This is a genomic window from Sediminicoccus sp. KRV36, assembly GCF_023243115.1.
Taxonomy (GTDB): domain Bacteria; phylum Pseudomonadota; class Alphaproteobacteria; order Acetobacterales; family Acetobacteraceae; genus Roseococcus.
Window position 1 is genome coordinate 3,942,199 of sequence record NZ_CP085081.1, and the last position, 23,451, is coordinate 3,965,649.

The window sequence follows — 23,451 nt, forward strand, 5'->3', positions numbered from 1 at the left end:
TATCTAACGGCCCAGCAGGCCGCGCAACAGGTTGTTCAGCGTGGCGGGCGCATTTGTCGCGGCCGGGGGTGCCGCGGCGGGCAGCGCCCCGTCCCGCCCGCCACGCGCGATGCGCAGGGTGGTGGCGCAATCGGGCAGGCCCTGGCTCGGCGGTGGTGGCGCGCCGAGCACGCTGCCCAGCGCACCCTCGGTCAGCGCGCTCACCTCCAGCCGGGGTGCGGCCAGGGTGCCGGTCAATGGCACGGGGGCCCGCACCCGCACGCCCGCGAGGCGCAGATCCGCCTGCATGCGGATGGCGAGGGTTTCATCGCGCAGGCTCATGCCGCCCTCCCCGCCCAGGCGCCCGGCCGCGCCATCCAGGTAGAAGGCGGTGAAGCGCACCAGGCCGCGATCCGCCTCGCCCCGCAAGGCCAGGCAATTCACCGGCACGCCGCCGGCGAAGCCCGGCAGCTGCGCCAGCGCCTGGGCCGGCCCGCCGGAGAGCCGCCCCTCGATGACGGCAAGGCCCAGATGCCCGGTGGCATTGCCAGCGAGCGCCCGCCAATTCGCCCCCTGCCCGCGCAGGTCGAGATCGAGGTCACTGCGGCCAGTCAGCGGACTGGCCACGCCGAAAGCGCCCAGCAGCGCCACCGGATCGAGCCCCTGCCCGCCGCCGCGGATCTGCACTGCCGGGGCCGCGCCCGTCGCATCGGCGGCGAGGGCCAGCGCCAGCCGCCCACCGGGCAGCGTGGCCGCGAAGGGCTCCAGCCGCGCGCGGCCGGCGGCATTGACGAGGCGCCCTTCCATCTGCCGCAGCACAAGCCCGCCTTGCAGCAGCTCGGCCACAACGAATTCCAGATCGGCGTCGAACAGGTTCAGCGCCGCGAGGTCCAGCGGCGTTTCGGGGATCACCCGGCCGGACGGTGCCGGCGGTGGCGATGGTGCAGGTGCCGGTGCTGTCGCAGCGGCCGGCCCCGCGACCGGCGCGGGAAGCGCCGGGGCTGGCGGCAGGCGCAGCGCGTTGAGATCAAGCCGCGTCGAGGTCACGCGCCCACTGACGGCGGGGCGGGGCGCCCAGCGCCATTCCAGCGCGCCCGCCAGATCCCCCGCCGAGGAGGCCAGGGCGAATTCGCCGATCCGCGCGCCTTCGCCGAACATCGGCCCCAGCGCCGTGAAGCCGGCGCGCAGCGTGGCATCGCGCAGCGGCGGCAAAGGCCGGCCCGCCAGGGCGGAAAGCCGGGCCAGCTCCGGCACGGTCACGTCCAGCCGCAGCGCGCCCGGCCATTCGCCGGCCAGCCGGGCCGTGGCATTCGCGGCCGTGGCGCCCAGGGTGAAGGGGGCCGGCACGCCCGCGATCAGCGCCGCCGGCCTGACCTCGGCCGTCAGCGCCAGGGCTTCGCCGCGAAATGCGCCACTCGCCTCGGCGATGAGCGGGGCATCCAGGCTGGCCTGGGTGAAGCGGGCGGAGGTGATGGTCAGCCCGGCAAAGGCGCCACCGCCAACCTGGCCCTCAATGGCCGAAATCTGCGCGATGCCGGCGGTGAGCGTGGCCTGGGCGCGCAGACTCAGCCCGGTCAGCGCCGGCAGGGCGCGCCCGGCCAGCGTGCCCAGCGAATCCAGGCGCGGGATTTCGGCGGTGAGGGCCGCCACCCAATCGCCGCCGGCCTGCCGCCCCTCGGCCGAGAGCCGGGCGCCGGGCAGCACCACGCCCAGGCGGAAGGGCCAGGGGGAAGCACCACCCATCGCCATGGGCGAAGCCAGGCGACCTTCGATCAGCGCCTCGGCGCCGCGCAGGATGAGTGTGGCCGTGAGGTCGAGCGGCTGATCCGGGCCGGAACCCGAAAGCCGCAGCTGCGGCAGGCGGAATTCCTCGCCATTCGCGGTGACGCGCCAATCGCGCAGGATGACGGTGCGCAGATCCAGCGCCAGCGGGCGCGGCGGGGTGGTGGCGGGGCCTGGCGTGGTGGGGCTTGGCGTGGTGGGGCTCGGCGCGGCGGCGGTCGCCGGGCTGGCGGCCGCGGGGCGGGTGAAGCGCCAATTCTCGCGCTCCAGCAGCAGGCGGCCGCCTTCCAGGCGCAGGCTCGCCACCTCGATCCGGCCGGTCAGCAGGGGCCAGAGTGCCAGGCGCAATTCGGCATGGCCGATGCGCAGCATCTCGGCCGCGCTGCCGCCCGGGCTATTGGCCAGCACCAGCCCATCGGCGGCCAGGGTGGGGGTCAGGGCGGGCGTCAGCCGCAGCGGGCCCTCGATACGGAACTCACGCCCCGTAGCGCGCTGCACCGCCTCGGCCAGGCGGGGGCGGAAGGCATCGGCATCGAGGAAGAGCAGCACACCGCCGAGCGCCAGGACGGGCAAGGCCAGCAGCAGCGCCAGCCCCAGCAGCCCCGCCCGCTTCATCGCGTGCGCCGGGGTGGCTTCGCCGCCGGGTTGTCGAAATCGAAGAACCGCATGGTTTCCTCGAAATGCTCGGGCGGGGCGGCCGTCACATCCAGCCAGCCGCCCTCGGGGTGCGGCAGGCGGAGCGAGCGCGCATGCAGATGCAGGCTGCCGGACAGCCCCTCCAGATGCGCGGCTTCCAGCCCATATTTGCCATCGCCCAGGATGGGGGTTTTCAGCGCCTCGGCGCAGTGGACGCGCAGTTGATGGGTGCGGCCGGTCTGCGGATGCAGTTCCAGGAAGGCGGCACGGCGCTTGGCGACTTCCAGCACCTTGTAGTCGGTGACGGAGCGCAGCCCCGTCTCGCCCTTTTCGGCCGGGGCCGTGCGTTCGCCACGCGGCCCGCCCACGCGCGTCAGCGGCATGGTGATGCGGCCCATGGCGATCTCGGGCTCCCCCACCACCACGGCCCAATAGGTCTTTTCCATGTCGCGGCCGCGAAACGCCTTGGCCAGATGCGCGGCCGAGGAGACATTGCGCGCCACCACCAGCACGCCCGAAGTGTCGCGGTCCAGCCGATGCACCAGGCGGGGCTTGTCGCCATCCACCGTGAAGGCTTCCAGCATGCCGTCCACATGCTTGTTGATGCCCGGCCCGCCCTGCACGGCGAGGCCGGGCGGCTTGTTCAGGACGATCACGCTGTCATCCTCGTACAGCACCATGGCCTGCATCGCGGCCATGACGCTCTCGGCCAGCGGCTTCGGCTCGGCCTTGGGCGCCTGCTTGGTGGGCATGGGCGGCACGCGCAATTCCTGGCCCGAAAGCAGGCGCGTATTGGCCTCCGCCTTCTTGCCATCCACGCGGATCTGGCCGGTGCGGAGCATCTTCTGCAACGCCCCCTGCGTCAGGGCGGGGAAGCGGCGCTTGAGCCAGCGATCCAGGCGGGTGTCATCCTCGGCCTGGGGGACTTTGAGGGTGGTGATGGACATGCGGAGCGCTTTAGCAGGTTTCCGGAAAAAAGGGGTCCGCCAACGGCGCTATTGCGCGGCATCCTATTCGCCAAGCCTTGGCCAGGCGCGCTGGATCATGCCGAACAGGAATGCGCCCGAGAGGGTGAACATCATGATCCCGTTGAGCGCCTCCAGCGCGCCCAGGATCTCCCATTCCGGCGCCAGCGCGAGCGAGGTGTGGCCAAAGGAGGTCAATGCGTTCAGCGAATAGACCATGGCCGCGCGGAACCCCGGCAGCGCGCCCAGCCAGAGGTAGGCCAGCGCCCAGATCAGCGCCTGGCCCAGATGCAGGATCGTGGTCAGCGTCACGGTCAGCCCCATCACCGAGGCGAAGCTGAGCAAATGGCGCGGCCGCTGTGCCGGCCCGCCCTCAAAGGCGCCGCCCAGCAAGGCGCGGATCGCCCCGAGCCCGACCACATGCACCATCACCGTGATGGCGATGAGCGGGATGCCCCAGATCCAGGCATGCTCGAAGACGCCGACGTCACGCAGGTCCATGGGGAGCGCCGCGCCCCGGCCGCCCGAGGCTCAGCGCCCCAGGGCAGCCACCATCCCGCCCGGCGCGACACTCAGCACCATCCCCTCGCGCGGCGGCTGCATGACGATCAGCACCAGGTTTTCATTGCCCAGGCGCAGGCCCCCCGTGAGTTCGGACATGCCGCCCGTATTGTCGGTGATGATGTTGTAGGTGCCGGGGAAATTCGGCCCGCCCCTGGGCAGGCCATAGACCTGGCCGCGCAGGCTGACCCGCGCGGCGCCACCCTGGGCGGAGAGGCCCGTGACCGTGACCGGGAGGTTCTGGCCATTGGTGGCGAGGGTGCCGCGCGCCACGGCCTGGCCACGCTGCAACACCAGCCGCAGATCGCCATCCACCGGCGTTCCGGGAGAGAGAGTGTACATCGCGGCGGGCGGGGCCACCGCGTCGGCCGCCGGGGGTGGCGCTGGCGGGCCACCAGCGCAGGCGGCCAGTGCGAGGGTGGCCAGCAGCCCGGGCAGGGCGCGTCGTGGGGCGCAGATCGTCATGTGGCGTGTCCTCATCCAGGCATCCGCATCTGACGCGGCGCCCGCCTACCATCCTGCGATCCGGGGCGCGCCGTGTAAACGCCGGTTCGGGTCCGGAACAGGCAGGATCGCGCCCCACGGGGCTTCGCCGCGGGCCGCATCAGGGGATCCGCGCCCTGGACCCCGCCCCGGGCGGCGCCTATGGCCGTGCGGCACGGGGATATTGGCCAGATGATCCAGGACAAGGGTTTCGAGATTTTCCTGACGGCCCCGCCGGGGCTGGAGGAGTGCCTGCTCGACGAGGTGAAGGGCAAGGGCTTCAAGCGCCCGCGCGCCGTGCCGGGCGGCGTGGTGCTGCTGGGCGGCTGGCCCGAGGTGTGGCGCGCCAATCTCTGGGTCCGTGGCGCCGGGCGCGTGCTGGCGCGGCTGGATGGCTTTCGCGTCCAGCACCTGGCGCAGCTGGCCGGGCGGGCGCGCCACGTGCCCTGGGCGCGGGTCCTGCGCCCGGATATTCCCTTCCGCGTCGAGGCGACCTGCGCGAAATCCCGCATCTATCACAGCGGTGCCGCCGCCGAGCGCATCGAGACCGCGATCAAGGAGACACTCGGCGCACCCCACTCCGCGGAGGCCGAGGTGACCGTGCGCGTGCGGATCGAGGATGATTTCTGCACCATCAGCCTCGATACCTCGGGGGATCTGCTGCACAAGCGCGGCCACAAGCTCGAGGTCAATGCGGCGCCGATGCGCGAGACGATGGCCGCGCTGTTTCTGCGGCAATGCGGCTTCGACGGCAACGAGCCGATGCTGGACCCGATGTGCGGCTCGGGCACGCTGGTCATCGAGGCGGCGGAAATCGCGGCCCGGCTGAATCCCGGCCGCTCCCGCCGCTTCGCCTTCGAACAGCTCGCGAATTTCGATGCCGAAGCGTGGGAGCGCATGCGCGGCGTGAGCCCCCAGCGCACCCCGCCGGCACTCTGCCATGGCAGCGACCGCGATGCGGGGGCCATCGCGATGAGCGCGGCCAATGCGGAGCGCGCCGGTGTCTCGGCCCATACAAGCTTCCGCCAGGCGAGCATCAGCGACATCGCCCCGCCCGAGGGCAAGCCGGGGCTGGTCATCGTCAACCCGCCCTATGGCACGCGGCTGGGCGACCGGAAGACGCTGATGCCGCTTTACCAGGCGCTGGGCCAGGTGCTCTCGCGGCGCTTCGCCGGGTGGCGCGTCGGGCTCATCGCCGCCGAGCCGATGCTGGCCCAGGCGACGCGGCTGCCCTTCCTGCCGCATGGCGCCCCGGTGCCGCATGGCGGGCTGCGCGTGACCTTGTTCCGGACCGGCACGCTCGGCTGAGCGGCGGCGTTACCGCGCGAAGATCCAGTCGAACCCCTCGCCGGCCCGCTTCAGGCGCCCCGCGGTCGGCGTCGGGAAATGGATGGGCAGCAGCAGCGTGTCCGTCTCGGCCACTTCCTCGAAGACGCGCTTGCGGCTTTGCGCGGCGGCATGCGGGTCCCAGCAGAAGATGGTGGACATGCCGGGGTCAAAGCATTGCAGCTGGTGGTGCATCATGTCGCCCGCGATGATCGCCGTCTGGCCCTTGCTGGAGACCTTCACGCAGACATGGCCGGGCGAATGGCCGGGTGTGAGGATCAGGCTGATGCAGCCATCCAGCGTGAAGCTCTCATCCACCAGCAGCGCCTGGCCGGCCTTCACGATCGGCTCGCAATTCATCCGCCAGACGCCGCCGGCACCGCCCGCGCGCTCCTTGCCCTCACGCTCCAGGGCTTCCCAGGCGGCATATTCGCCCTTGTGGAAGATGTATTTGGCGTTCGGGAAGGTCGGCACCCATTGGCCATCCACGAGCTTGGTGTTCCAGCCGCTGTGGTCAATGTGCAGATGCGTGCAGAAGACGTAGTCGATATCGGCGGGCGTCAGCCCCTCGGCGATCAGCGCATCCATCCAGGGCTGCTTGGGGAAGTCCATGGGCGCCGGGAAGCCCTTGTCCTCACCCGTGCAGGTATCCACGAGGATGACGTGCTGCGGCGTGCGGATCACGAAGGTCTGGTAGGTGATGACCATCTTGCCGGAGGCGCGGTCGAAGACCTCGGGTGCCAGGCGGGCGACATCGGCGGCCTTGGCCGCGCTGTCATAGTTGAGGAAGAAATCCTCCGGCCGGCGCCAGGGGCCGTCCCGCTCGATCAGGCTGGTGATGGCGATATCGCCGATCTGAAGGCGCTGCATGATGTGTCTCCGTCTTGGACGGATGCATCCTGAATCGGTTCGGCGCGCCGCACCAGCCAGGGGCGGCGGATGCGCAAGGTTGGCTTTGCCGCCAGCAGGTCCGGCAGAGCGATCCGCCGCCCGTCTGAAACCGGGGTGAACATCCTGCAAGGCCCGGGAGCGAGAGGGCTTTGCCCTCTCGCGCTCTCCCACCAAGAAACCCGGTTTCTTGGATCTTCGATGGTTCACATCCCCTGATGAAGGTGCACGAAACTGTGAAAACCACGCAGGTTTTCACCCTGCCGGGGAGTTCGAGGGGCTGGCCCCTCGATCCCATCACGCCAAGTGTTCAGCCGACGCCTATGCCCCGCCGCCCGGCATCCGCGCGAGCCAGGCCCGCGCCAGCGCGTCAAAGGCGCTGACCGGAAGTTCCTCGGCGCGGCGTTCGCCTGCGATGCCGCATTCGGCCAGCAGCGCCTCCGCATGGCCCAGCGATTTCAGCGAGCCGCGCAGCATCTTGCGGCGCTGGCCGAAGGCGGCGGCGGTCACGCGCTCCATCGCGCGGAACAATTCGGGCGCGGGCTGTTCGGCATGCGGCGTGATCACCACCACGGCCGAATGCACGCGCGGCGGCGGGCGGAAGGCGCCGGGCGGCAGGCGCAGCCCGATGGAACAGGCGCCAACCCATTGCGCCAGCACGGCGAGGCGGCCGTAATGCTCGCTCTGCGGCGCGGCGGTGATGCGGAAGGCCACTTCCTCCTGGAACATCAGCGTCAGCCGCTCCCAATGCGCGGCCTGGCGCAGCCAGCCGATCAGCAGGGGCGTGCCGACATTATAGGGCAGATTGGCCACCACCTGGCGCGGCGCCGCCAAGGCGGCCACGCCATCAAAGGCCATCGCATCCTGGCGCAGCACCGCAAGGCGCTCGGGGTAGGCCTCCACCACCTCGGCCAGGGCGGTGATCGCCCGGTCATCGAGTTCGACGGCGGTGAGATGGGCCAGCGGCTTGGCCAGCAGCGCGCGGGTCAGGCCACCCGGCCCGGGCCCCACCTCCAGCACATGCCGGCCGGTCAGGTCCCCGGGCAGCAGGGCGATGCGGGCGCAGAGCACCTCATCCAGCAGGAAATGCTGGCCCAGCGCCTTGCGCGCATCCAGGCCATACTTGCCGACGACGCCGGCAAGCGGCGTCAGCTCAGGCACGCGTCTCGATCACGGCGCGGCGGCGCAGGTCGCGCTGCAACTGGCGCGAGAGGAGTTCGACGCGGTCCCGCAGGATCTGCTGGCGCGCGGCATCGGGGCCGAATTCATTCATGTTCCGCTGCTCGCGCGAGCAGACCATGAGCAGCAGCACACCATCGGGCGCGATCACCGGCTGGCTTGGCCGTCCGATGGCGAGGCTGGCCAGCATGCTGCGCAAGGCCGGCGGGTTCAGGCTTTCCAGCCGGATCGGGCCAGGGTCGGTCGGGCGGTCGCTGGTGCGCGGCAGGGCATCCACCTGCTCGCAGCCGCGCAGCGTCTGGGAGAGGCGCTGCGCGCGCTCCACCACCGCGCGCTGCTGGTCGGTCGGCGCCTGGGGGTCGAGCGGGCGGTCAAAGGCCGTGAAGACCTGCCGGATGGTGAGCATGGTGGAGAGCTGGTCGGCCCGGCCACCCTCACGCCGGCCCCGCAGGCTGATGATCTGGAAGCCGCCGGCGACGCGGATCGGGTTGCTGACCGCGCCGGAGGGCATGCGCTCGACGATCGCGGCCACTTCGGGGTCCAGCTGGTTGATGCCGACCCAGCCCAGATCGCCGCCATTGAGGGCGGTCTGCGCCTGGCTGAACTGCGTGGCCACCACGGGAAAGGCCGAGCCGCGGCGGATCTGGCTGATCACCTCATCGGCGAAGCGGCGCACCTCGGCCTCATTCGCGGGGTCATCCACCGGCAGATAGATCTCGCCCACCAGGAATTCGGCGCGGGCTTCCTGCGCGCGGCGGGAGGCGATGGCGTCATTCACCTCCTGCTCGCTGATCTCGGCGAGGGGGCCGAGCGCCTGGCGCAGCAGCCGCCCCCAGCCGATCTGGGCGCGGATCTGGTCGAACAGGACGCGCGGCTGGATGCCGGCATTGCGCAGCTGGTTGCGCATGGCGCCTGGCTGCAGATTGTTGCGCCGCTCGATGTCATTGAGCGCCTCGGCGATGTCCTGGTCGGAGACGCCGATGCGGCGGCGCTGGATCTCCTGGATGCGCAGGCGCTCATCCACGGCCAGGCGCAGCACCTGCGGCTGGAGGCGCGCCAGCGTCTCGGGCGCGGCCCCCATGCCGGCATTCAGCGCAAACAGGCGGGAGCGGGAGGTGACCTCGGCCTGGGTGATCGCATCGCCATTGACCACCGAGAGGATGCGGTTGGTGCTGCCCGAAACGGCGGGGGCGGCGGCACCTCCGGCCGCTGGCGCCGGCCTGGGCTGGGCTTGCGCCGTGACGGGTGCCGCCAGCAGGGGGCTGAGGGCAAGCAGCAGCGCCATCCCGAAACGGGGCGAGGCGGACGTGATTCGGGGGCGAAACGGGATCATGATCCGCAGTCTCATAGAGCAGAACCGCCTGGGCTGAAATCCGGGCATGCCAACCGCCTCAGATCGCACGGAAGAAGTAGTCGCCGACGGTCTTGAAGCCGAGCCGCACGAGGAAGACGGTATTGGCATTCGCGGCCTGCGGCGCCGTGGTGTCTTCGATATAGCGCCGCAGCAGCCGCCCTTCGATGATGAAGCACTCATCCTCATAACCAAAGGTGCCGGCGACGATGGCGGGCGTCTGCGCCACTAGGTTGTACCGCACCGAGCCGGACGCCTTCCAGATGCCCCCCGCCGCCGTGCGGTACTGGAAGCCGGCGCCGATGGCCACTTCGTTGCGCCCGATGGTGCTGGAGAATTGCGGCAAGGGCGGGTTGTAGAGGTACCCGGCGCTGACAAAGACATTGTCCAGCACGCTGACGCGGCCCAGGCTGAAGGTGGCATTCGCGTCGGTCGCGCGGTGTTGCAGGCTCTGGCTGTCAAACCGGTTGCGGGCGATGATGTCCACCCAGGAGACGGGCGAGAAGGTGGTCCGCGTCACCCAGTCCGAAGCGCGGTCGTTCAGCCCGACATTCTGCGGAAAGGTCGTGGAATCCGTCGCGCGGTAGGACCGGCCGACCAGGCTCTCCACACGCCCGCCATTGACGAAGTTCCAACTGCCTCGAACCTGCGTGTCCACCCGCGTGGTGCCCTCGAAGCGGTCGCGGCCGGTGTAGCGGTTCAGCTGAAAGAGGTTGGCATCGGTGAATTCGAAATCGAGCGCATCCTCGTTCGGGAAGCGCAATTGCCGGCCCAGATGCGGCCCGGTCACGAATTGCACCCGGGGCTCGATCAGCTGCGTGCCCCATTCCCCGGCGGAGCGGATCAGCGGCAGGCGCCAATCCACCGCGGCGCGGATATTGCCATTGGCATGGATGCCATTGGCCTCCGGCAGCGGGTTGAAGGTGTTGAGCTGCTGGTTGCCGGCGTAATAGCCGGTGCCGTCGAACTGGGTGCGGAAGGTCCAGACATCGCCGACGGGGCCGAAGGCCGGCCGCTCCCAGCTGACGCGGCTGGCCAGGCGCTGGCTGAACACCGTGCTGGGGCGCGTCAGGCCCAGGATGCCCACATCGGTGGTGAGGTTGCCGCCCCAGAGCTGGTTGCGCGGCGCATGCTCCAGGATGCCATAGGGCCCGACGACCGGGATGGCCGAGAGATTATCGGTGCTGCGCAGCCCCTGGTAGTAGCGGGTATCCAGCCGCGCATAGGTCTCGGTGCCCCAGAAGCCCTCGACGAAGGCCGTGCTGATCAGAACGCGGCGATACTCGAACTTGTAGGTGCGCAGGTAGCTGTCGCTGGATGCGAGGTTGGCATCGAAGCCGATGCGCCAGTTCTCATTCAGGTCGAACCGCCCGCGCGAGAAGATATGCCCGTTGATGCCGGGGCTGCCCGTCCCGGTGCCGGTGGCGCGCGCCGATTGCTCGGCATTCATGTAGCCGATCGAGCCCTGCGCCTGGATGAAGCCGTTATTGAAGCGGCGGCGATATTCCAGGCCGAGATTGGGGCTGACCAGGGTGCTGACGGTCGGCGTGATCAGCAGGTCCTGCGAATCATCGATCGCCCAGAAATACGGGGTCTGGGTGAAGGCGCCGAGGAAGCGGGTGTAGCCATTGGCCGGAAACAGAAAGCCCGAGGCGCGCGGCGTGGACGGATCGGGGTGGGACAGGAACGGCGTGTAGAAGACCGGCACGCCGCCCATCTGCAACGTCGCATCCTGGTAGGAGATGCGCTGGGATTCGCGGTCCTGCGTGCCCATGCGGGCGCGCATCTGCCACAAGGGCGGGCGCGTCGGGTCCGCCTCGCACAGGTTGCAGGAGGAATAGACCGGGCGGCTGATATCGCTGATCACGCCATCCGTGCGCCGCGCGCCATTGCCGGCGAGGCGGGCATTCTGCGCCAGCCGGGCCCGCACCTCGGTCAGCACGCCATCGCGGAAGCCCTCGCCGAGTTCGGCTTCCTCGGCATAGAAAACCTGGCCATCCGCCTCGATGATCTGGACATTGCCCTGGACCAGCGCGATGCGGGTGTTGCGGTCATAGGTGAAGCGATCGGCGCGCAGGAAGCGCCCGCCCTGCCAGGCCTCGACCCGGCCGCTGGCCACCACGCGCTCCCGCTCGCGGTCGTATTCCACCTCATCGGCCATGAAGGTGACCGGGCCATCCGTGCCGCCACCGACCAGTTGGGGGGTTCCGGCGGCGGCCGCTGGCGCCGGCGTTGCGGACGGGGCAGGTGCGAGCGGCGTCGGGCTCGGATTGGCCAGCAGGTTGGGCAGCGTGTCCCGGCCCATCTGGAATTCCGTGGCGCCGAGCGGCGAGAAGCTTTGCGACGCCGGGTCAAACCCCAGGCTGTTCTGCGCGCGGGTGGCCAGCGGCACCTGGGCCAGCACCAGGGCGGCCACAAAGGCGAAGGAGCGCCAGAGCCGCGCATTCGGACGCAGGCCCAGCAGCGTCGCCTGGCGGCGGCGCAGACGGCGGCGCGCGAAGCGGGGCAGCCTTTGGGGGCGAAGTGCCGGGCGGATCAGGGGCGAGGAGCCATTCATGCGCGCTACCCATCCTCCAGATGCAGCAACAAAGCCAGAGCCAGCAGCATGCCTGTCGCGGTCGGCGCCCAGGCGGCCAGCCAGACCGGCAGGGTGCCCGACTCGCCGAACTCGCCGGTGATGCGGTCCAGCACGAAAAGCCCGAAGCCGGCGGCAACACCGGCCGAGATGGTCTGCGCCACGCCGCCGCGGCGGCTGTTGCGCATCGAGAAGCCCGCCGCCAGCAGGGCCATGGTCATGGCCAGGACGGGCGTGCTGAGCATGGACTGGAATTGCAGCCGATGCCGCAGCGCCGAAAATCCGGCCTGTTCCAGGATCGCGATGAAATCCGGCAGCGCCCAGAAGGACAGCGTATCGGGCGAGGCGAAGCTGTTCTCGATGCGGTCGGGCGTCAGATCCGTCGGGAAGGTCATGCGCGCGGCGGGGCGGGGCACGCGGTCCGCCCCGAAGGACACCACATCGCTCAATTCCCAGCGGTCCGGCATCAGCCGCGCGCGCGGCGCCTCGATCCGCGCGAGGCCGCGGCCCTCGGGTGAAAGCCGCCAGATGGTGACCTCCGTCAGGCTGAATTCCGCCAGGCGATCGGTGCCGAGCAACCGGGCCGGCCGGCCCGAAATCACCGCCACACCCCCAGGCTCCAGGCCGGAATCACCCTGGCGCAGCCAGAGCCGCCCCCCGGCCAGCGCCGTGACACCGCCGCCGGCACGCAGAAACGAGGCATCCAGCCGCTCCGCACGGGCCAGCATGGCCGAGGAGACCGGCGAAACCGCCATGATGGCGATCAACCCGAAGCTCAGCGCCACCAGGACTGGCCCGGACAGAAAGCCCCAGGCCGAGATGCCCGCCGCGCGGGCGACAATCAATTCGGAGGAGCGCGTGAGCCGCCAGAAGGCCAGGATCCCGCCCAGGAGAATGGCGAAGGGCATGATCTGCAGCCCGACAAAGGGCATGCGCAGCCCCGCGATGGAGGCCACCAGCGCGAAGCCGGCATCGGGCCGCGTCGCGGCGCGGCGCAGCAACTCGATGAAATCGAACATCGAGACGAGCAGCGTCAGCGCCAGCAGCATGGCGCCCGTGGCCGCGAGAAAGCGCCGTGCCACATAAAGGGTCAGGGTGCGGGCGATGATCATCGAACAAATCCGCGCATCTGGTCCGGCACACCCGGCATGCCCGAGATCACCCAGGCGGAGAGCAGGCCAGGCAGCAGCGCATGGATCCAGATCAGCGGGATCAGCACCGTCTGCCGCGCCGCCAGATTGCCGATGGAGAGGCCAACGGCCAGCAGCCCCACCATCAGCAGGCAGCCGACAAAAAGATTGAAACCGCCGCCAAAGCGCCGGAACTGGCCCGTCAGGGAGACGGCCAGGGCCAGCAGCGCGAAGGTCACGGCCGTCAAGGGCCCGCTGAGGCGCTGATGCGCCTCGGCCAGGAAGCGGCCACGGTCACGGATCGAAACCCCCTCCTCGGGGTCGAACAACTCCTCCAGCGTGCGCTCCTGCGCGTTGCGGAAGCGCTGGCCCTCACTGCGGTTGGCCCGCGCGAGGTCGAGGCTGTTTTCCTGGAAGGTGAGCACGGAGAGCCGCATGGTGGTGGTGCCATCGGCCTGCACCACGCGCTCCACCTGCTGCCGCTGGCCGTTGAACAGTGTCACGCGCGGGCCTTGCGGCGTGGAGATGATGCGCCCGCTCTCGGCCAGGATGGTCACAGGGGCCCCGCGCTCACGCGAGTCATGCACCAGGATGCCGAACAAGGTGCCGCCCTGGTCGCGATCCCGCGCATAGACCGTCAATTCATCACCGACCGAGCTGAACACGCCCTCCTGCAGCAGGAGCCCCGCCATCTGGTTGCGGATCTCGAATTGCCATTCGCGGAAGGCCTGGTGCGAGGCCGGGGTGATCCAGATGTTCAGCACGAAGCAGATGCCCATGGCGCCCATCGCCACCAGGATGGCCGGCCGCGACAATTGCCACTGGCTGAGCCCGGCCGCGCGCATCACCACCAATTCCCGGTCCGAGGCGAGGCGCACATAGGTGAACAGGGTCACGACAAAGGTGGTGATGGGCAGGATGACGCCGAAGAAGCTGGGCAACAGCAGGCCGGTCAATTCCAGGAAGACCCAGATCGAAAGCCCGCGATCCAGCACCAGCTCGATGAAGCGCAGGGACTGCGTCAGCCAGACCAGCGCCGCCAGCCCGACCGTCACGGCAAACAGCGACAGCGCAAGCTGCCGCATGATGTAGAGGTCAATGCGCTTCATGCGGGCGCGGTCTTACCAGCCCATGGCCGGCAGGTCACGCATCCGGAAGTAACTTGCCGGGGTTCATGATGCCCCGCGGGTCGAGCGCCGCCTTGATCCGGCGCATCGCGTCCAGTTCCGCGCCACCGCGCCAGGCTTCCATCATGTCGGTCTTGAGGCGGCCAATGCCGTGTTCGGCGCTGAAACTGCCATCCAGCTCGCGCACCACGGCATTCACCACATCCATGATGTCATGGCTGCGGGCCAGGAAATCCGCCGCACTCATTCCCTCGGGCTGGGCCAGGTTCATGTGGATATTGCCATCCCCCATATGGCCAAAGGGCACGGGGCGGCTGCCAGGGATCAGGGCGCGGCAGGCTTCGGAGGCGCGGCGGATCAATTCCGGCACGGCCGAGACGGGCACCGAGACATCATTCTTCACGCTGGCGCCGGCGCGCTTCTGCGCCTCGGGGTGCTCCTCGCGCAGGCGCCAGATGGCGGCGCGCTGGGCTTCGGATTCCGCCAGCGCCGCGTCATCCACCTCGCCCGCCTCCATGGCCGCTTCCAGCACGCTCTCCATCAGGGCGCGCAGCCCCGCCCCCTCGCGCGAGGCGGCGAGGTCCACCAGGACATAATGATCGGAAGGGGCCGCCAGCGGCAGGCTCGCCCCCTCGATGGTGGCGAGCACCATGCCCATGCCGATGCCGGACATGTATTCGAAGGCCCGGACCGCGCCCTCATCGGCCGTGCGGAAGCGGCGGAACAGGGCCAGTGCCGCAGCCTCGGACGGCACCGCGCAAAGTGCCGTCGCCGTCTCGCGCGCGGCGGGAAACAGGCGCAGCACGGCGGCGGTGATGATGCCCAGCGTGCCCTCGGCGCCGACGAATAAATGCCGCAGCGCGTAACCGGTGTTGTCCTTGCGCAGCCGGCGCAACCCATGGATCACGCTGCCATCGGGCAGCACCACTTCAAGCCCCAGCATGAGTTCGCGCGCATTGCCGTAGCGCACCGTGGTGTTGCCGCCGGCATTGGTGGAGAGCAGGCCGCCGATCATCGCCGTGCCCTCGGCGCCGAGGCTGAGCGGAAACAGCACCCCATGCTCGGCCGCCACCTGCTGGGCGCGGGCGAGCACCAGGCCGGCCTCCACCGTCATGGTCATGTCGGCCGTGTCCACCTCGCGCACGCGGTTCAGGCGGGCCAGGCTCAGCACCACCTGGCGCGGCCGGGCCTCGGGCGTGGCGCCCCCCACCATGGAGGTGTTGCCGCCCTGGGGGATGATGGTGATGCCCTGCTCCGCGCAGAGCTTCACGCAGGCCGAGACCTCGGCCGTGCTGGCCGGGCGCAGCACGGCCATGGCCTCGCCCTGGTAGAGTCCGCGCCAATCGCTCAGATGCGGGGCGATATCCGCCGGCTCGGACAGGAGGCCGGGCGGGCCGAGGATGGCGCGGAAGGCCTCCAGCAGGGGGGCGGTCTCCGAGGGGGGCAGATTATCGGGCATGGGGGTTTATAGCGGGCTTGCGGGGCATCTCCAGATGCCTCTTGGCCGGGGATTTATCGGATCGAAGGGGAAACCATCCAAAAAACATCGTAATTTTGATTTTCCGGACGCTCCAGGACTGCTATGGTCGTCCCGAGCTTCTTAATAAATGGAACAATCTTCATGGCGCCTGGAAAATTTCTGGCCAGCCTTCTGATTATCGTCGTTTTCTCGGCTGGCGGCTTTGGCCTCATGCATTGGCTGCAATCCGCCCCGGCCCCCGTGGCGGTGGCGACCAGCGTGGCGAGTCCCGTGGTGGTGAACCGCCAGAGCGGCTGCCTGGGCTTCAACCAGTCCATTGATGAGGAAATCGCCCGGCAGAACCGGATCGGCCACACGCACAACTCCGTTCGCCTCGCCACGCTGAAGCGGGATTGCACGGTGGATGACCAGGAATACTATCGTACCGCGCCGCGCTGAGGGAACTGCGCGGACAGGCCGGCCGCGGCCATAGGCCGAAGCGCGGCCTCCCCTCGGCCGCTAGCGCCGGGGTTCCGCCGCCCGGGCCAGCCGGTCCCGGATGGCCGGCCCCAGCCCCTCGCCGGGAATCGGCATCGCCGCGATCCCGCTCAGCCCCGGCCGGTCCAGCGCGCGCAGCCCGGCAAAGAGGCGGGATGCCGCCTCGCGCAGGTCCTGCGCTTCCGAGAGCTGGAACATCACGGCGGCGCCCGGCAGGGGCGGCCCGAAGGCCAGCAACGCCTCATCCGCCGCAACAGCCCGCGCATCCAGCCGGAGCGGCAGGCTGGGCGCGTAATGGGACAGCATCATGCCTGGGCTGCGCAGCGTGGGCGCGGCCCCCGCATGCAGCGGCAATGGCCGCCCGACCGGGCCGATCACCGCCTCGATCGCTTCCACCGGCACGCCGCCCGGGCGCAGCAGCACGGCTCCTTCCCGGGCGAGGTCCAGCACAGTGGATTCCACGCCCACCGCGCATTCGCCGCCTTCCAGCACCGCGGCGATCCGCCCTGAAAGCTCCTCCATCACATGCGCCGAGGAGGTCGGGCTGACGCGGCCCGAGCGATTGGCCGAAGGGGCTGCGATGGGGGTTCCGGCGGCGCGCAGCAGGGCCAGCGCGCCCGGATGCGAGGGCACCCGCACCGCCAGCGTATCCAGCCCGGCCCCGGCCAGCAGATCAATCCGGCAATCGGCGCGGCGCGGCAGAACCAGCGTGAGCGGCCCCGGCCAGAAGGCATCGGCCAGCGCCCGGGCGCGATCATCGGCGCGCACTTCGGCCCAGGCGGCCGCCGCATCCGGGACATGGCAGATCAGCGGGTTGAAATGCGGCCGCCCCTTGGCCTCGAAGATCGCGGCCACCGCCTGGCCGTTCCGTGCATCGGCGCCGAGGCCATAGACGGTCTCGGTGGCGAAGGCGACCAGCGCGCCCGCCCGCAGCAGGGCCGCCGCATCCAGCGGATCATCGAGCAGGGCGGTCACGTCACGCCCCTGCTCGCGATGGCGCCAGGCTCAATCCAACCCCCATGCGACAAAGCCCGGGTTGCGATAGCCGGGCTTGCCATAGGCCAGCGGCCGCCCCTCGATATCCACGACGCGTCCGCCGGCCGCCTCCAGCACCGCCTGGCCCGCCGCCGTGTCCCATTCCATGATGCCCGAGGAAAGGCGCGGCATGAGATCGGCCTTGCCCTCCGCGATCCAGGCGAATTTCAACGCCGAGCCCATGCGCGTCGTGGTGGCGATGTTCAGCTCCCGGCAAAAGTCTTCAGTGGCGGCGGCATCCCGGTGGGAGCGGCTGTCCATCAGGTGCAGCCCCTCGGGCGGCGGGCGGCGGGCCTGGATGGGGCGGCGGATGCCAGCTTCCTCGATCCAGGCCCCCTGGCCGACGATCCCGGCATAAAGGCTGCCACGGCCGGGCACGGCCAGCACGCCCAGCACGGGGCGCCCCGCCTCGATCAGCGCGATGCAGACCACATATTCATCGAGCCCGGCCGCGAATTCCTTGGTGCCGTCCAGCGGGTCCACCAGCCAGAAGCGGGGGGCCACGGCGGGCACATGGCCCTCGGAAAACGCCTCCTCCGCCACGATGGGCAGATCCGGCGTGGCCAGCAGCAGCCCCTCGGTGATGATGCCCTCGGCCAGGCGGTCCGCCGCCGTGACCGGGCTCGCATCGCCCTTGCGCTCGATGGCGAAGCCGGCGCGGCGCACCGCCTCGATGGCCTGGCCGGCGTCGCGCGCCAGGCGAATGGCAAGGTCGAGGAGGTCCGAATGGTTCATCCCCCGGGTCTATCTCCCCCGGGCGGGATGACGCAATGCGATGCGCGCCCTATCTTCCAGGGAATCCTTCAGATCGGAACGGGACGCCCCATGCTCGATATCGCCTTTGCCAAGCCCGCCTTGCCGAAAACCGGCGCCCTGGTGCTGCCCATCGCCGAGGGGGGAGCGCTCAGCGGCCTCGCCGCCACGCTGGATGCGGAAATGGAGGGCGGGCTGACGCGCGCGCTGGAAGCGGCCGGCTTCAAGGGCAAGAAGGGCCAGTCCGCCACCTTCTGGGCGCCGCATGGCGGGATCACCAAGCTCGTCGTCATGGGCCTGGGCGAGACGCCGGATGCGGAAAAGCTCGGCGGCAGCATGGTGCCGATGGTCTCAGGCGAGGCCGCCGTGATGGTCGCCGCCGATGGGCTGACCGCCGAACAGGCGGCCAGCCTCGCCATGGGGGCGGCACTGCGCTCCTACCGCTTCGACCGCTACCGCACGACGGAAAAGCCCGAGGACAAGCCCAAGCTCGCCAAGCTGACCATCGGCACAGGTGAGGCCGCCGCCGCGAAAGCCGCCTTCGCGCCGATGAAGGCCGTGGTGGAGGGCGTCTTCCTGGCGCGGGACCTGGTGTCCGAGCCTGCCAATATCCTGACGCCGGTGGAATTCGCGGACCGCCTGAAGGGGCTGGAGAAGCTCGGCCTCGGCGTGGATGTGCTGGGCCCGAAGGAGATGAAGAAGCTGGGCTTCGGCGCGCTGCTCGGCGTGGCGCAGGGCTCCATCAATGAGCCGCGCATGGTGGTGATGAAGTGGAACGGCTCCGGCAAGAAGAAGATGGACAAGCCGCTCTGCTTCATCGGCAAGGGCGTGACCTTCGACACCGGCGGCATCTCCATCAAGCCGGCCGGCGGCATGGAAGACATGAAGTGGGACATGGCGGGTGCTGGCACCGTCGCCGGCCTGATGGCCGCCCTGGCCGGGCGCAAGACCAAGGCCGATGTGATCGGCATCGTGGGCCTGGTTGAGAACATGCCCGGCCATAACGCGCAGCGCCCGGGCGATGTGGTGACCAGCGCCTCCGGCCAGACCATCGAGGTGATCAACACCGACGCCGAGGGCCGCCTGGTGCTCGCCGATGTGATCCACTACGCGATCGAGAAATTCGATCCGAAATTCATGGTGGACCTCGCCACGCTGACGGGTGCGATCATCGTGGCGCTGGGCCATGAGCATGCCGGTCTGTTCGCCAATGACGAGGAGCTGGCCGCGCGCATCACGGCGGCCGGCAATGCCGTGGGCGAGGCCGCCTGGCGCATGCCGCTGGGCGAGGCCTATGACAAGCAGATCAAGTCCGACATCGCGGACATGAAGAATGTGGGCGGCGGCCGGGCGGGGGGCTCCATCACGGCGGCCTGCTTCATCCAGCGCTTCGTGCAGGGCCGCCCCTGGGCGCATCTGGACATCGCCGGCACGGCCTGGGCCGGCAAGGATTCGCCGACCATCCCCAAGGGCGCGACGGCCTATGGCGTGCGCATGCTCGATCGGCTGGTCGCGGATCATTATGAGGGCTGAGTGTCGGTGACAGAGCGCCCGCGCGAGACGCATTGGCGCAGACAGACCCGGCTCCTTCAGCCGGGCGTGCGGCGCCGCTTCGCCGTCCTGACAGGGACTGATCCGTGCTGAAAATCCGGCGCGCGCCCTCGGCCGGCGCGCTGCTGCTGCGGCCCATCCTGGAGGGTGGCACGCCGCACGCCTCGGGCTTCCTCGGCCGGCCGGGCGAGGTGCTGGACATCTCGCCCACCGAACGCTGGATCGGTGCCGATGGCGCAGCATCCTCGGCCCATGCCTGGGAGGGTGTGGGGGCAGCCTGCATCGCGGCGGCGGGCGGGGTGCGGCGCGTGGCGCTGGATGCGCGCGGCCTGCCCCTGCGCTGCGCGGTGGGGCTGGCCACGGGTGCGCTGCTGCGCGCCTGGCGCTTCGACCGGCTGAAGTCTGGAGGGGCGAAGCCTCCGCGCCGCATCGAATTGCTGGTGGATGACCCGGCGCCATTCGCCGCACCCTGGGCGCGGGCCGAAGCCGCGCTGGCCGGCGCCAGCTTCGCGCGCGACCTGGTGGCCGAGCCCGCCAACCACCTGACGCCGCGCGCCTTCACCCACCGGCTGCGCAAGCTGCGAAAGGAGGGCATCAAGGTCACGGTGCTGGGCCGCAGCGCCCTGCAACGCCTGGGCGCGGGCGGGCTGCTGGCCGTGGGTCAGGGCAGCGCGCATCCGCCGCGCATGGTGATCCTGCGCTGGAAGGGCAGCTTCGCGGCCCCACCCGTCGCCTTCATCGGCAAGGGCATCTGCTTTGACACGGGCGGCATTTCCATCAAGGGGGCCGCCGGCATGGAGGCGATGCGCGCCGATATGGCGGGGGCCGCCGCCTGCGCGGGGGCGATGCTGGCCCTGGCCCGCCGCCGCTCCCCCTGCCCGGCCATCGCCGTGCTGGCCATCGCGGAGAACGCCACCAGCGCCATGAGCTATCGCCCCGGCGATGTGCTGCGCATGATGAACGGCCAGAGCGTGGAGGTGGTGGACACGGATGCCGAAGGGCGCCTCGTTCTCGCGGATGCGCTGCATCTGGCGGCGCGGCGCTTCCGCCCGCAGGCCCTGCTGGACCTCGCCACACTGACGGGCAGCGTGGTGACGGCGCTGGGCCACCATCGCGCCGGGCTGTTCGGCAATGACGCTGCCCTGGCTGCGGCCGTGACGGCGGCGGGCGAGGTGGTGGGCGAGCGCCTCTGGCCGCTGCCCATCGGCGAAAAGCACCGCGCGGATCTGAAGAGCGAGATCGCCGACCTGAAGCAATGCGTGCCGGGTGGGCAGGGCTTGCAGCCCGATGCCTCGCACGCCGCCGCCTTCCTGCGCGAATTTGCGGGCGGGCTGCCCTGGGCGCATCTGGATATCGCCGGCGTGGAAACGGCGGAGACGACGGAGGGGCTGGCGGCAAAGAACACGCCCACCGGCTTTGGCGTCCGCTTGCTGGATGCGCTTGTGGAGCGGCATTTCGAGGACCCGCATCGGCTGTGATGCGGGCTGCGTGACAGGGCGCCGCCCTCTCACCAACATGGCTGAACAGGTCTGGAGGATGCGATGAAAGCAGTCTGGTATGAGGCGACGGGTGCGGCGCGGGATGTGCTGGTGCATGGCGACATGCCGGCCCCGCAGGCTGGCCCGGGGGAGGTGCTGGTGCGCATCCATGCCTCGGGCGTGAATCCCTCCGATTGCAAGTCGCGCGGCGGCTCTCGCCCCATGGCGGCGCCGCGGGTGATCCCGCACAGCGATGGCGCGGGCGTGATCGAGGCCGTGGGCGCCGGCGTGGATGCGGCGCGCATCGGCCAGCGCGTCTGGATCTGGAACGGGCAATGGAAGCGCCCCTTCGGCACGGCGGCCGAATTCATCGCGCTGCCCTCGGCCCAGGCCGTCCCCCTGCCCGACAATATCAGCTTCGCCGAGGGCGCCTGCCTGGGCATTCCGGCGCTGACGGCGCTGCGCGCGGTGATGGCGGATCACGGCGTGATCGGCCAATCCGTGCTGGTCGCGGGCGGTGCGGGGGCTGTGGGCCACTACGCCATCCAGTTCGCCAAGCTGCTGGGGGCGAAGCAGGTCATCGCCACCGTGAGTTCCGCCGCCAAGGCCGCGCATGCGCTGGCCGCCGGCGCCGATGCCGTGGTGGATTACCGCAGCGAGGATGTGGCGGCGCGCGTGGCGGCCCTCACCCACGGGCGCGGCGTGGATCGCGTGATCGAGGTGGATCTGGCCGCGAATGCCGCGCTGCTGCCGCGCATCGTCAAGCAGGACGGCATCTGCGTCACCTATGGCTCGGGGGCGGCCGAGATTACGCTGGGCTTCTTCCCGATGATCCTGAGCGGGGCCGCGATCCGCTTCTTCATCGTCTATGAGCTGAGCACCGAGGCACGGGGCGAATGCGAGGCGGTGCTGGAGAAGCTGCTGCGCGAGGGTCGCGTGCGGCACGCCATCGCGGCGACCCTGCCGCTGGCCGAATGCGCCGCCGCGCATGAGATGGTGATGGGCGGCGCCGCCATGGGCAATGTGGTGCTGACCCTTGCGTGATCATACGGCCAGCCGGGTTGCTGTGCCGGCTGCCGGCCGCGCGGCAGGGCCATGACCGAGATCGGCTTCTACCACCTCACCCGCAGCACGCTGGAGCAGGCCTTGCCGCGCCTGCTCGGCCGCGTGCTGGCGCTGGAGCAGCGCGCCCTGGTGCTCTGCGCGAGCGAGGAGCGATTGAAGTCGCTGGATGACGCCCTCTGGACCTGCGCCGAGCCCGACTGGCTGCCGCATGGCACGCGCGATGGCGCCGCACAGCCCATCTTCCTGACCGCGCTGGACATGCCAGCACCCAATGGCGCGCAGCATCTGTTCCTGGCGGAGGGCGCGGAAAGCGCCCATCTCGCCCTCTATGCCCGCGCCTTTGATCTGTTCGATGGTGGCGATGAGGCGGCCGTCGCTGCCGCGCGCCGGCGCTGGGCCGCCGCCAAGGCGGCCGGCCACGCGCTGACCTATTGGCAGCAGGGTGAGCGAGGCTGGGAGAAGAAGGCGTGAGAGCAAGGGGGTCTCGCCCTCTGTGCCGCCAGGCAACCCGGTTGCCTGGACCGTCATGCCATAACCTGCCTGACGAAGGTGCAGGAAACCGGCTTCCTGCCGGGGAGCTCGAGGGGCTGGCCCCTCGATCCCACCCAGGAGCCCTCTGTCAGCCAAGGCGAAGCCAGCGCGCAGGTCGCGCCAGCAACCCCGCCTCACCCCTCCATCATGATCCCCGTCAGCGTCGCCATTTCCTGCCAGCGGCGCACTTCCGCCAGCTGGAACGCCGCGAATTCCGCGGGCGGCATGGGTGCTGCGTTCAGCCCGGCCTGCACCGCCCGCGCCGCCGTCTCGGGCTGGGCCAGCGCGGCCAGGAACGCCTCGGCCAGGCGGGTGACGCGCGGGGCCTCCACCCCGCGTGGCGCAAACAGGCCAAACCAGGCATCCACGGCCATGAAGGGCACGCCGGCCTCGGCCGTGGTCGGCAGGTCGGGGAAGCCCGCGATGCGCTGCTCGGCCCCGATGGAGAGCGCGCGCAGCCGCCCCTCACGCACCAGCGCCACCACGCCGGGCCAGGTCGAGACATAGAAATCCACCACCCCCGCCACGGTATCCTGCGTGGCCGGCCCGCCGCCGCGATAAGGCACATGCACCGCATCCATGCCCGAGCGCCGGACGAAGGTCTCGGCGATGACATGGCTGGCCGAGCCCGCCTGCGAGGACGCATAGGAGACGCGGCGCCCGCCACGCCCCATCTCGATCAGCCCCGCCATGTTCCGCGCCGGCGACTGGGCCGGCACCACGGTGGCGTGATGCACCGTGGCCAGCCGCGCCACGGGGGTGAAGCTTTCGATCACCTGGTAGGGCAGGTTGCGCGCCATCCATTGGTTCGAGGCATGCGTCTGATTATGGCCGAGAATGAGGGTATTGCCATCGGCGGCGGCGCGCGCGGCGGCCTCCGTGCCGATGATGCCGCCCGCCCCGCCGCGATTATCCACGATGACGTTCTGGCCCAGCAGCGCGCCCGCGCGCTCAATCAGGATGCGGGCCAGGATATCCGTGCTGCCGCCGGGCGGCGCGGGCACGATCAGGCGCAGCGGGGTTGTCTGCGCGGTCGCGATGGCGGGCGCGGCCAGGAGACTGGCGATCAGAAGGCGGCGTTGCATATGGGGTTCCCTCC

The 23,451-nt window shown here is 70.3% G+C and carries 20 protein-coding genes; 6 read left to right on the plus strand and 14 right to left on the minus strand.

What is annotated here, in order from left to right; translation table 11 throughout:
* Window positions 1-3: 3 nt before the first annotated feature.
* The 4 genes from LHU95_RS18685 to LHU95_RS18700 form a co-directional block, all read right to left on the minus strand.
* Window positions 4-2,376, minus strand: coding sequence for an AsmA family protein (locus tag LHU95_RS18685; RefSeq protein ID WP_248708461.1), 2,373 nt, complete (start codon window positions 2,374-2,376; stop codon window positions 4-6).
* Window positions 2,373-3,344, minus strand: coding sequence for an RluA family pseudouridine synthase (locus LHU95_RS18690; RefSeq protein WP_248708462.1), 972 nt, complete (start codon window positions 3,342-3,344; stop codon window positions 2,373-2,375). The genes LHU95_RS18685 and LHU95_RS18690 overlap by 4 nt, the downstream gene beginning before the upstream one ends.
* A gap of 63 nt (window positions 3,345-3,407) precedes the next feature.
* The gene (locus LHU95_RS18695; protein ID WP_248708463.1) at window positions 3,408-3,863 is read right to left on the minus strand and encodes a hypothetical protein; all 456 of its coding nucleotides are present in this window, start codon (window positions 3,861-3,863) and stop codon (window positions 3,408-3,410) included.
* A gap of 30 nt (window positions 3,864-3,893) precedes the next feature.
* Window positions 3,894-4,388, minus strand: coding sequence for a hypothetical protein (locus LHU95_RS18700; RefSeq protein ID WP_248708464.1), 495 nt, complete (start codon window positions 4,386-4,388; stop codon window positions 3,894-3,896).
* A gap of 210 nt (window positions 4,389-4,598) precedes the next feature.
* On the opposite strand from LHU95_RS18700, the gene LHU95_RS18705 reads away from it, so the two are divergent.
* Window positions 4,599-5,714 carry a class I SAM-dependent RNA methyltransferase gene (locus tag LHU95_RS18705; RefSeq protein WP_248708465.1) on the plus strand — a complete coding sequence of 372 codons (1,116 nt, stop codon included), beginning with the start codon at window positions 4,599-4,601 and terminating at the stop codon, window positions 5,712-5,714.
* Window positions 5,715-5,723: 9 nt separating this feature from the next.
* On the opposite strand, the gene LHU95_RS18710 is transcribed toward LHU95_RS18705, so the two are convergent.
* The 7 genes from LHU95_RS18710 to LHU95_RS18740 all read right to left on the minus strand — a co-directional run bounded on the left by LHU95_RS18710 (window position 5,724) and on the right by LHU95_RS18740 (window position 15,441).
* Entirely contained in the window at window positions 5,724-6,602 is an 879-nt protein-coding gene (locus LHU95_RS18710) for an MBL fold metallo-hydrolase (protein WP_248708466.1), read from the minus strand.
* A gap of 339 nt (window positions 6,603-6,941) precedes the next feature.
* On the minus strand, window positions 6,942-7,781 hold the full coding sequence (gene rsmA, locus LHU95_RS18715) for a 16S rRNA (adenine(1518)-N(6)/adenine(1519)-N(6))-dimethyltransferase RsmA (RefSeq protein WP_248708467.1): 840 nt from the start codon (window positions 7,779-7,781) through the stop codon (window positions 6,942-6,944).
* The gene (locus LHU95_RS18720; RefSeq protein ID WP_248708468.1) at window positions 7,774-9,132 is read right to left on the minus strand and encodes a peptidylprolyl isomerase; all 1,359 of its coding nucleotides are present in this window, start codon (window positions 9,130-9,132) and stop codon (window positions 7,774-7,776) included. The genes rsmA and LHU95_RS18720 overlap by 8 nt, the downstream gene beginning before the upstream one ends.
* Before the next feature lie 58 nt (window positions 9,133-9,190).
* The gene (gene lptD / locus LHU95_RS18725; protein WP_248708469.1) at window positions 9,191-11,707 is read right to left on the minus strand and encodes an LPS assembly protein LptD; all 2,517 of its coding nucleotides are present in this window, start codon (window positions 11,705-11,707) and stop codon (window positions 9,191-9,193) included.
* Between the two features lie 5 nt (window positions 11,708-11,712).
* On the minus strand, window positions 11,713-12,837 hold the full coding sequence (gene lptG / locus LHU95_RS18730; protein ID WP_248708470.1) for an LPS export ABC transporter permease LptG: 1,125 nt from the start codon (window positions 12,835-12,837) through the stop codon (window positions 11,713-11,715).
* Entirely contained in the window at window positions 12,834-13,964 is a 1,131-nt protein-coding gene (gene lptF, locus LHU95_RS18735) for an LPS export ABC transporter permease LptF (RefSeq protein WP_248708471.1), read from the minus strand. Before lptF ends, lptG begins: the two co-directional genes overlap by 4 nt.
* A 34-nt stretch (window positions 13,965-13,998) precedes the next feature.
* Window positions 13,999-15,441, minus strand: a complete 1,443-nt coding sequence (locus LHU95_RS18740) for an FAD-binding oxidoreductase (protein ID WP_248708472.1) — start codon at window positions 15,439-15,441, stop codon at window positions 13,999-14,001.
* A 162-nt stretch (window positions 15,442-15,603) separates the two neighbouring features.
* Here LHU95_RS18740 and LHU95_RS18745 point away from each other — a divergent pair, with 162 nt between their 5' ends.
* On the plus strand, window positions 15,604-15,900 hold the full coding sequence (locus LHU95_RS18745; protein ID WP_248708473.1) for a hypothetical protein: 297 nt from the start codon (window positions 15,604-15,606) through the stop codon (window positions 15,898-15,900).
* A 60-nt stretch (window positions 15,901-15,960) separates the two neighbouring features.
* Here the strand turns inward: LHU95_RS18745 and LHU95_RS18750 are convergent, their stop codons facing one another.
* Together LHU95_RS18750 and LHU95_RS18755 are read right to left on the minus strand one after the other, a co-directional pair.
* Window positions 15,961-16,914 (minus strand): L-threonylcarbamoyladenylate synthase, encoded by a 954-nt coding sequence (locus LHU95_RS18750; protein ID WP_248708474.1) that lies wholly within the window; start codon window positions 16,912-16,914, stop codon window positions 15,961-15,963.
* A gap of 30 nt (window positions 16,915-16,944) precedes the next feature.
* The gene (locus LHU95_RS18755) at window positions 16,945-17,709 is read right to left on the minus strand and encodes a 3'(2'),5'-bisphosphate nucleotidase CysQ (protein ID WP_248708475.1); all 765 of its coding nucleotides are present in this window, start codon (window positions 17,707-17,709) and stop codon (window positions 16,945-16,947) included.
* 90 nt (window positions 17,710-17,799) lie between these two features.
* Here LHU95_RS18755 and LHU95_RS18760 point away from each other — a divergent pair, with 90 nt between their 5' ends.
* The 4 genes from LHU95_RS18760 to LHU95_RS18775 all read left to right on the plus strand — a co-directional run bounded on the left by LHU95_RS18760 (window position 17,800) and on the right by LHU95_RS18775 (window position 22,292).
* The gene (locus LHU95_RS18760; RefSeq protein ID WP_248708476.1) at window positions 17,800-19,260 is read left to right on the plus strand and encodes a leucyl aminopeptidase; all 1,461 of its coding nucleotides are present in this window, start codon (window positions 17,800-17,802) and stop codon (window positions 19,258-19,260) included.
* 104 nt (window positions 19,261-19,364) lie between these two features.
* Window positions 19,365-20,756, plus strand: a complete 1,392-nt coding sequence (locus LHU95_RS18765) for a leucyl aminopeptidase family protein (protein WP_248708477.1) — start codon at window positions 19,365-19,367, stop codon at window positions 20,754-20,756.
* Window positions 20,757-20,819: 63 nt separating this feature from the next.
* Entirely contained in the window at window positions 20,820-21,800 is a 981-nt protein-coding gene (locus tag LHU95_RS18770; protein WP_248708478.1) for an NADPH:quinone reductase, read from the plus strand.
* A gap of 51 nt (window positions 21,801-21,851) precedes the next feature.
* On the plus strand, window positions 21,852-22,292 hold the full coding sequence (locus tag LHU95_RS18775) for a DNA polymerase III subunit chi (protein WP_248708479.1): 441 nt from the start codon (window positions 21,852-21,854) through the stop codon (window positions 22,290-22,292).
* A gap of 194 nt (window positions 22,293-22,486) precedes the next feature.
* Here LHU95_RS18775 and LHU95_RS18780 read toward each other — a convergent pair whose 3' ends face one another.
* Entirely contained in the window at window positions 22,487-23,437 is a 951-nt protein-coding gene (locus tag LHU95_RS18780) for a tripartite tricarboxylate transporter substrate binding protein (RefSeq protein ID WP_248708480.1), read from the minus strand.
* Window positions 23,438-23,451 lie beyond the last annotated feature (14 nt).

Excerpts from the sequence above, each read along its gene's own strand:
- LHU95_RS18685 (WP_248708461.1), bottom strand. The coding sequence starts at position 2,376 with ATGAAGCGGGCGGGGCTGCTGGGGCTGGCGCTGCTGCTGGCCTTGCCC.
- LHU95_RS18690 (WP_248708462.1), bottom strand. The coding sequence starts at position 3,344 with ATGTCCATCACCACCCTCAAAGTCCCCCAGGCCGAGGATGACACCCGC.
- LHU95_RS18695 (WP_248708463.1), bottom strand. The coding sequence starts at position 3,863 with ATGGACCTGCGTGACGTCGGCGTCTTCGAGCATGCCTGGATCTGGGGC.
- LHU95_RS18700 (WP_248708464.1), bottom strand. The coding sequence starts at position 4,388 with ATGACGATCTGCGCCCCACGACGCGCCCTGCCCGGGCTGCTGGCCACC.
- LHU95_RS18705 (WP_248708465.1), top strand. The coding sequence starts at position 4,599 with ATGATCCAGGACAAGGGTTTCGAGATTTTCCTGACGGCCCCGCCGGGG.
- LHU95_RS18710 (WP_248708466.1), bottom strand. The coding sequence starts at position 6,602 with ATGCAGCGCCTTCAGATCGGCGATATCGCCATCACCAGCCTGATCGAG.
- LHU95_RS18720 (WP_248708468.1), bottom strand. The coding sequence starts at position 9,132 with ATGATCCCGTTTCGCCCCCGAATCACGTCCGCCTCGCCCCGTTTCGGG.
- lptD (WP_248708469.1), bottom strand. The coding sequence starts at position 11,707 with ATGAATGGCTCCTCGCCCCTGATCCGCCCGGCACTTCGCCCCCAAAGG.
- lptG (WP_248708470.1), bottom strand. The coding sequence starts at position 12,837 with ATGATCATCGCCCGCACCCTGACCCTTTATGTGGCACGGCGCTTTCTC.
- lptF (WP_248708471.1), bottom strand. The coding sequence starts at position 13,964 with ATGAAGCGCATTGACCTCTACATCATGCGGCAGCTTGCGCTGTCGCTG.
- LHU95_RS18740 (WP_248708472.1), bottom strand. The coding sequence starts at position 15,441 with ATGCCCGATAATCTGCCCCCCTCGGAGACCGCCCCCCTGCTGGAGGCC.
- LHU95_RS18745 (WP_248708473.1), top strand. The coding sequence starts at position 15,604 with ATGGCGCCTGGAAAATTTCTGGCCAGCCTTCTGATTATCGTCGTTTTC.
- LHU95_RS18755 (WP_248708475.1), bottom strand. The coding sequence starts at position 17,709 with ATGAACCATTCGGACCTCCTCGACCTTGCCATTCGCCTGGCGCGCGAC.
- LHU95_RS18760 (WP_248708476.1), top strand. The coding sequence starts at position 17,800 with ATGCTCGATATCGCCTTTGCCAAGCCCGCCTTGCCGAAAACCGGCGCC.
- LHU95_RS18770 (WP_248708478.1), top strand. The coding sequence starts at position 20,820 with ATGAAAGCAGTCTGGTATGAGGCGACGGGTGCGGCGCGGGATGTGCTG.
- LHU95_RS18775 (WP_248708479.1), top strand. The coding sequence starts at position 21,852 with ATGACCGAGATCGGCTTCTACCACCTCACCCGCAGCACGCTGGAGCAG.
- LHU95_RS18780 (WP_248708480.1), bottom strand. The coding sequence starts at position 23,437 with ATGCAACGCCGCCTTCTGATCGCCAGTCTCCTGGCCGCGCCCGCCATC.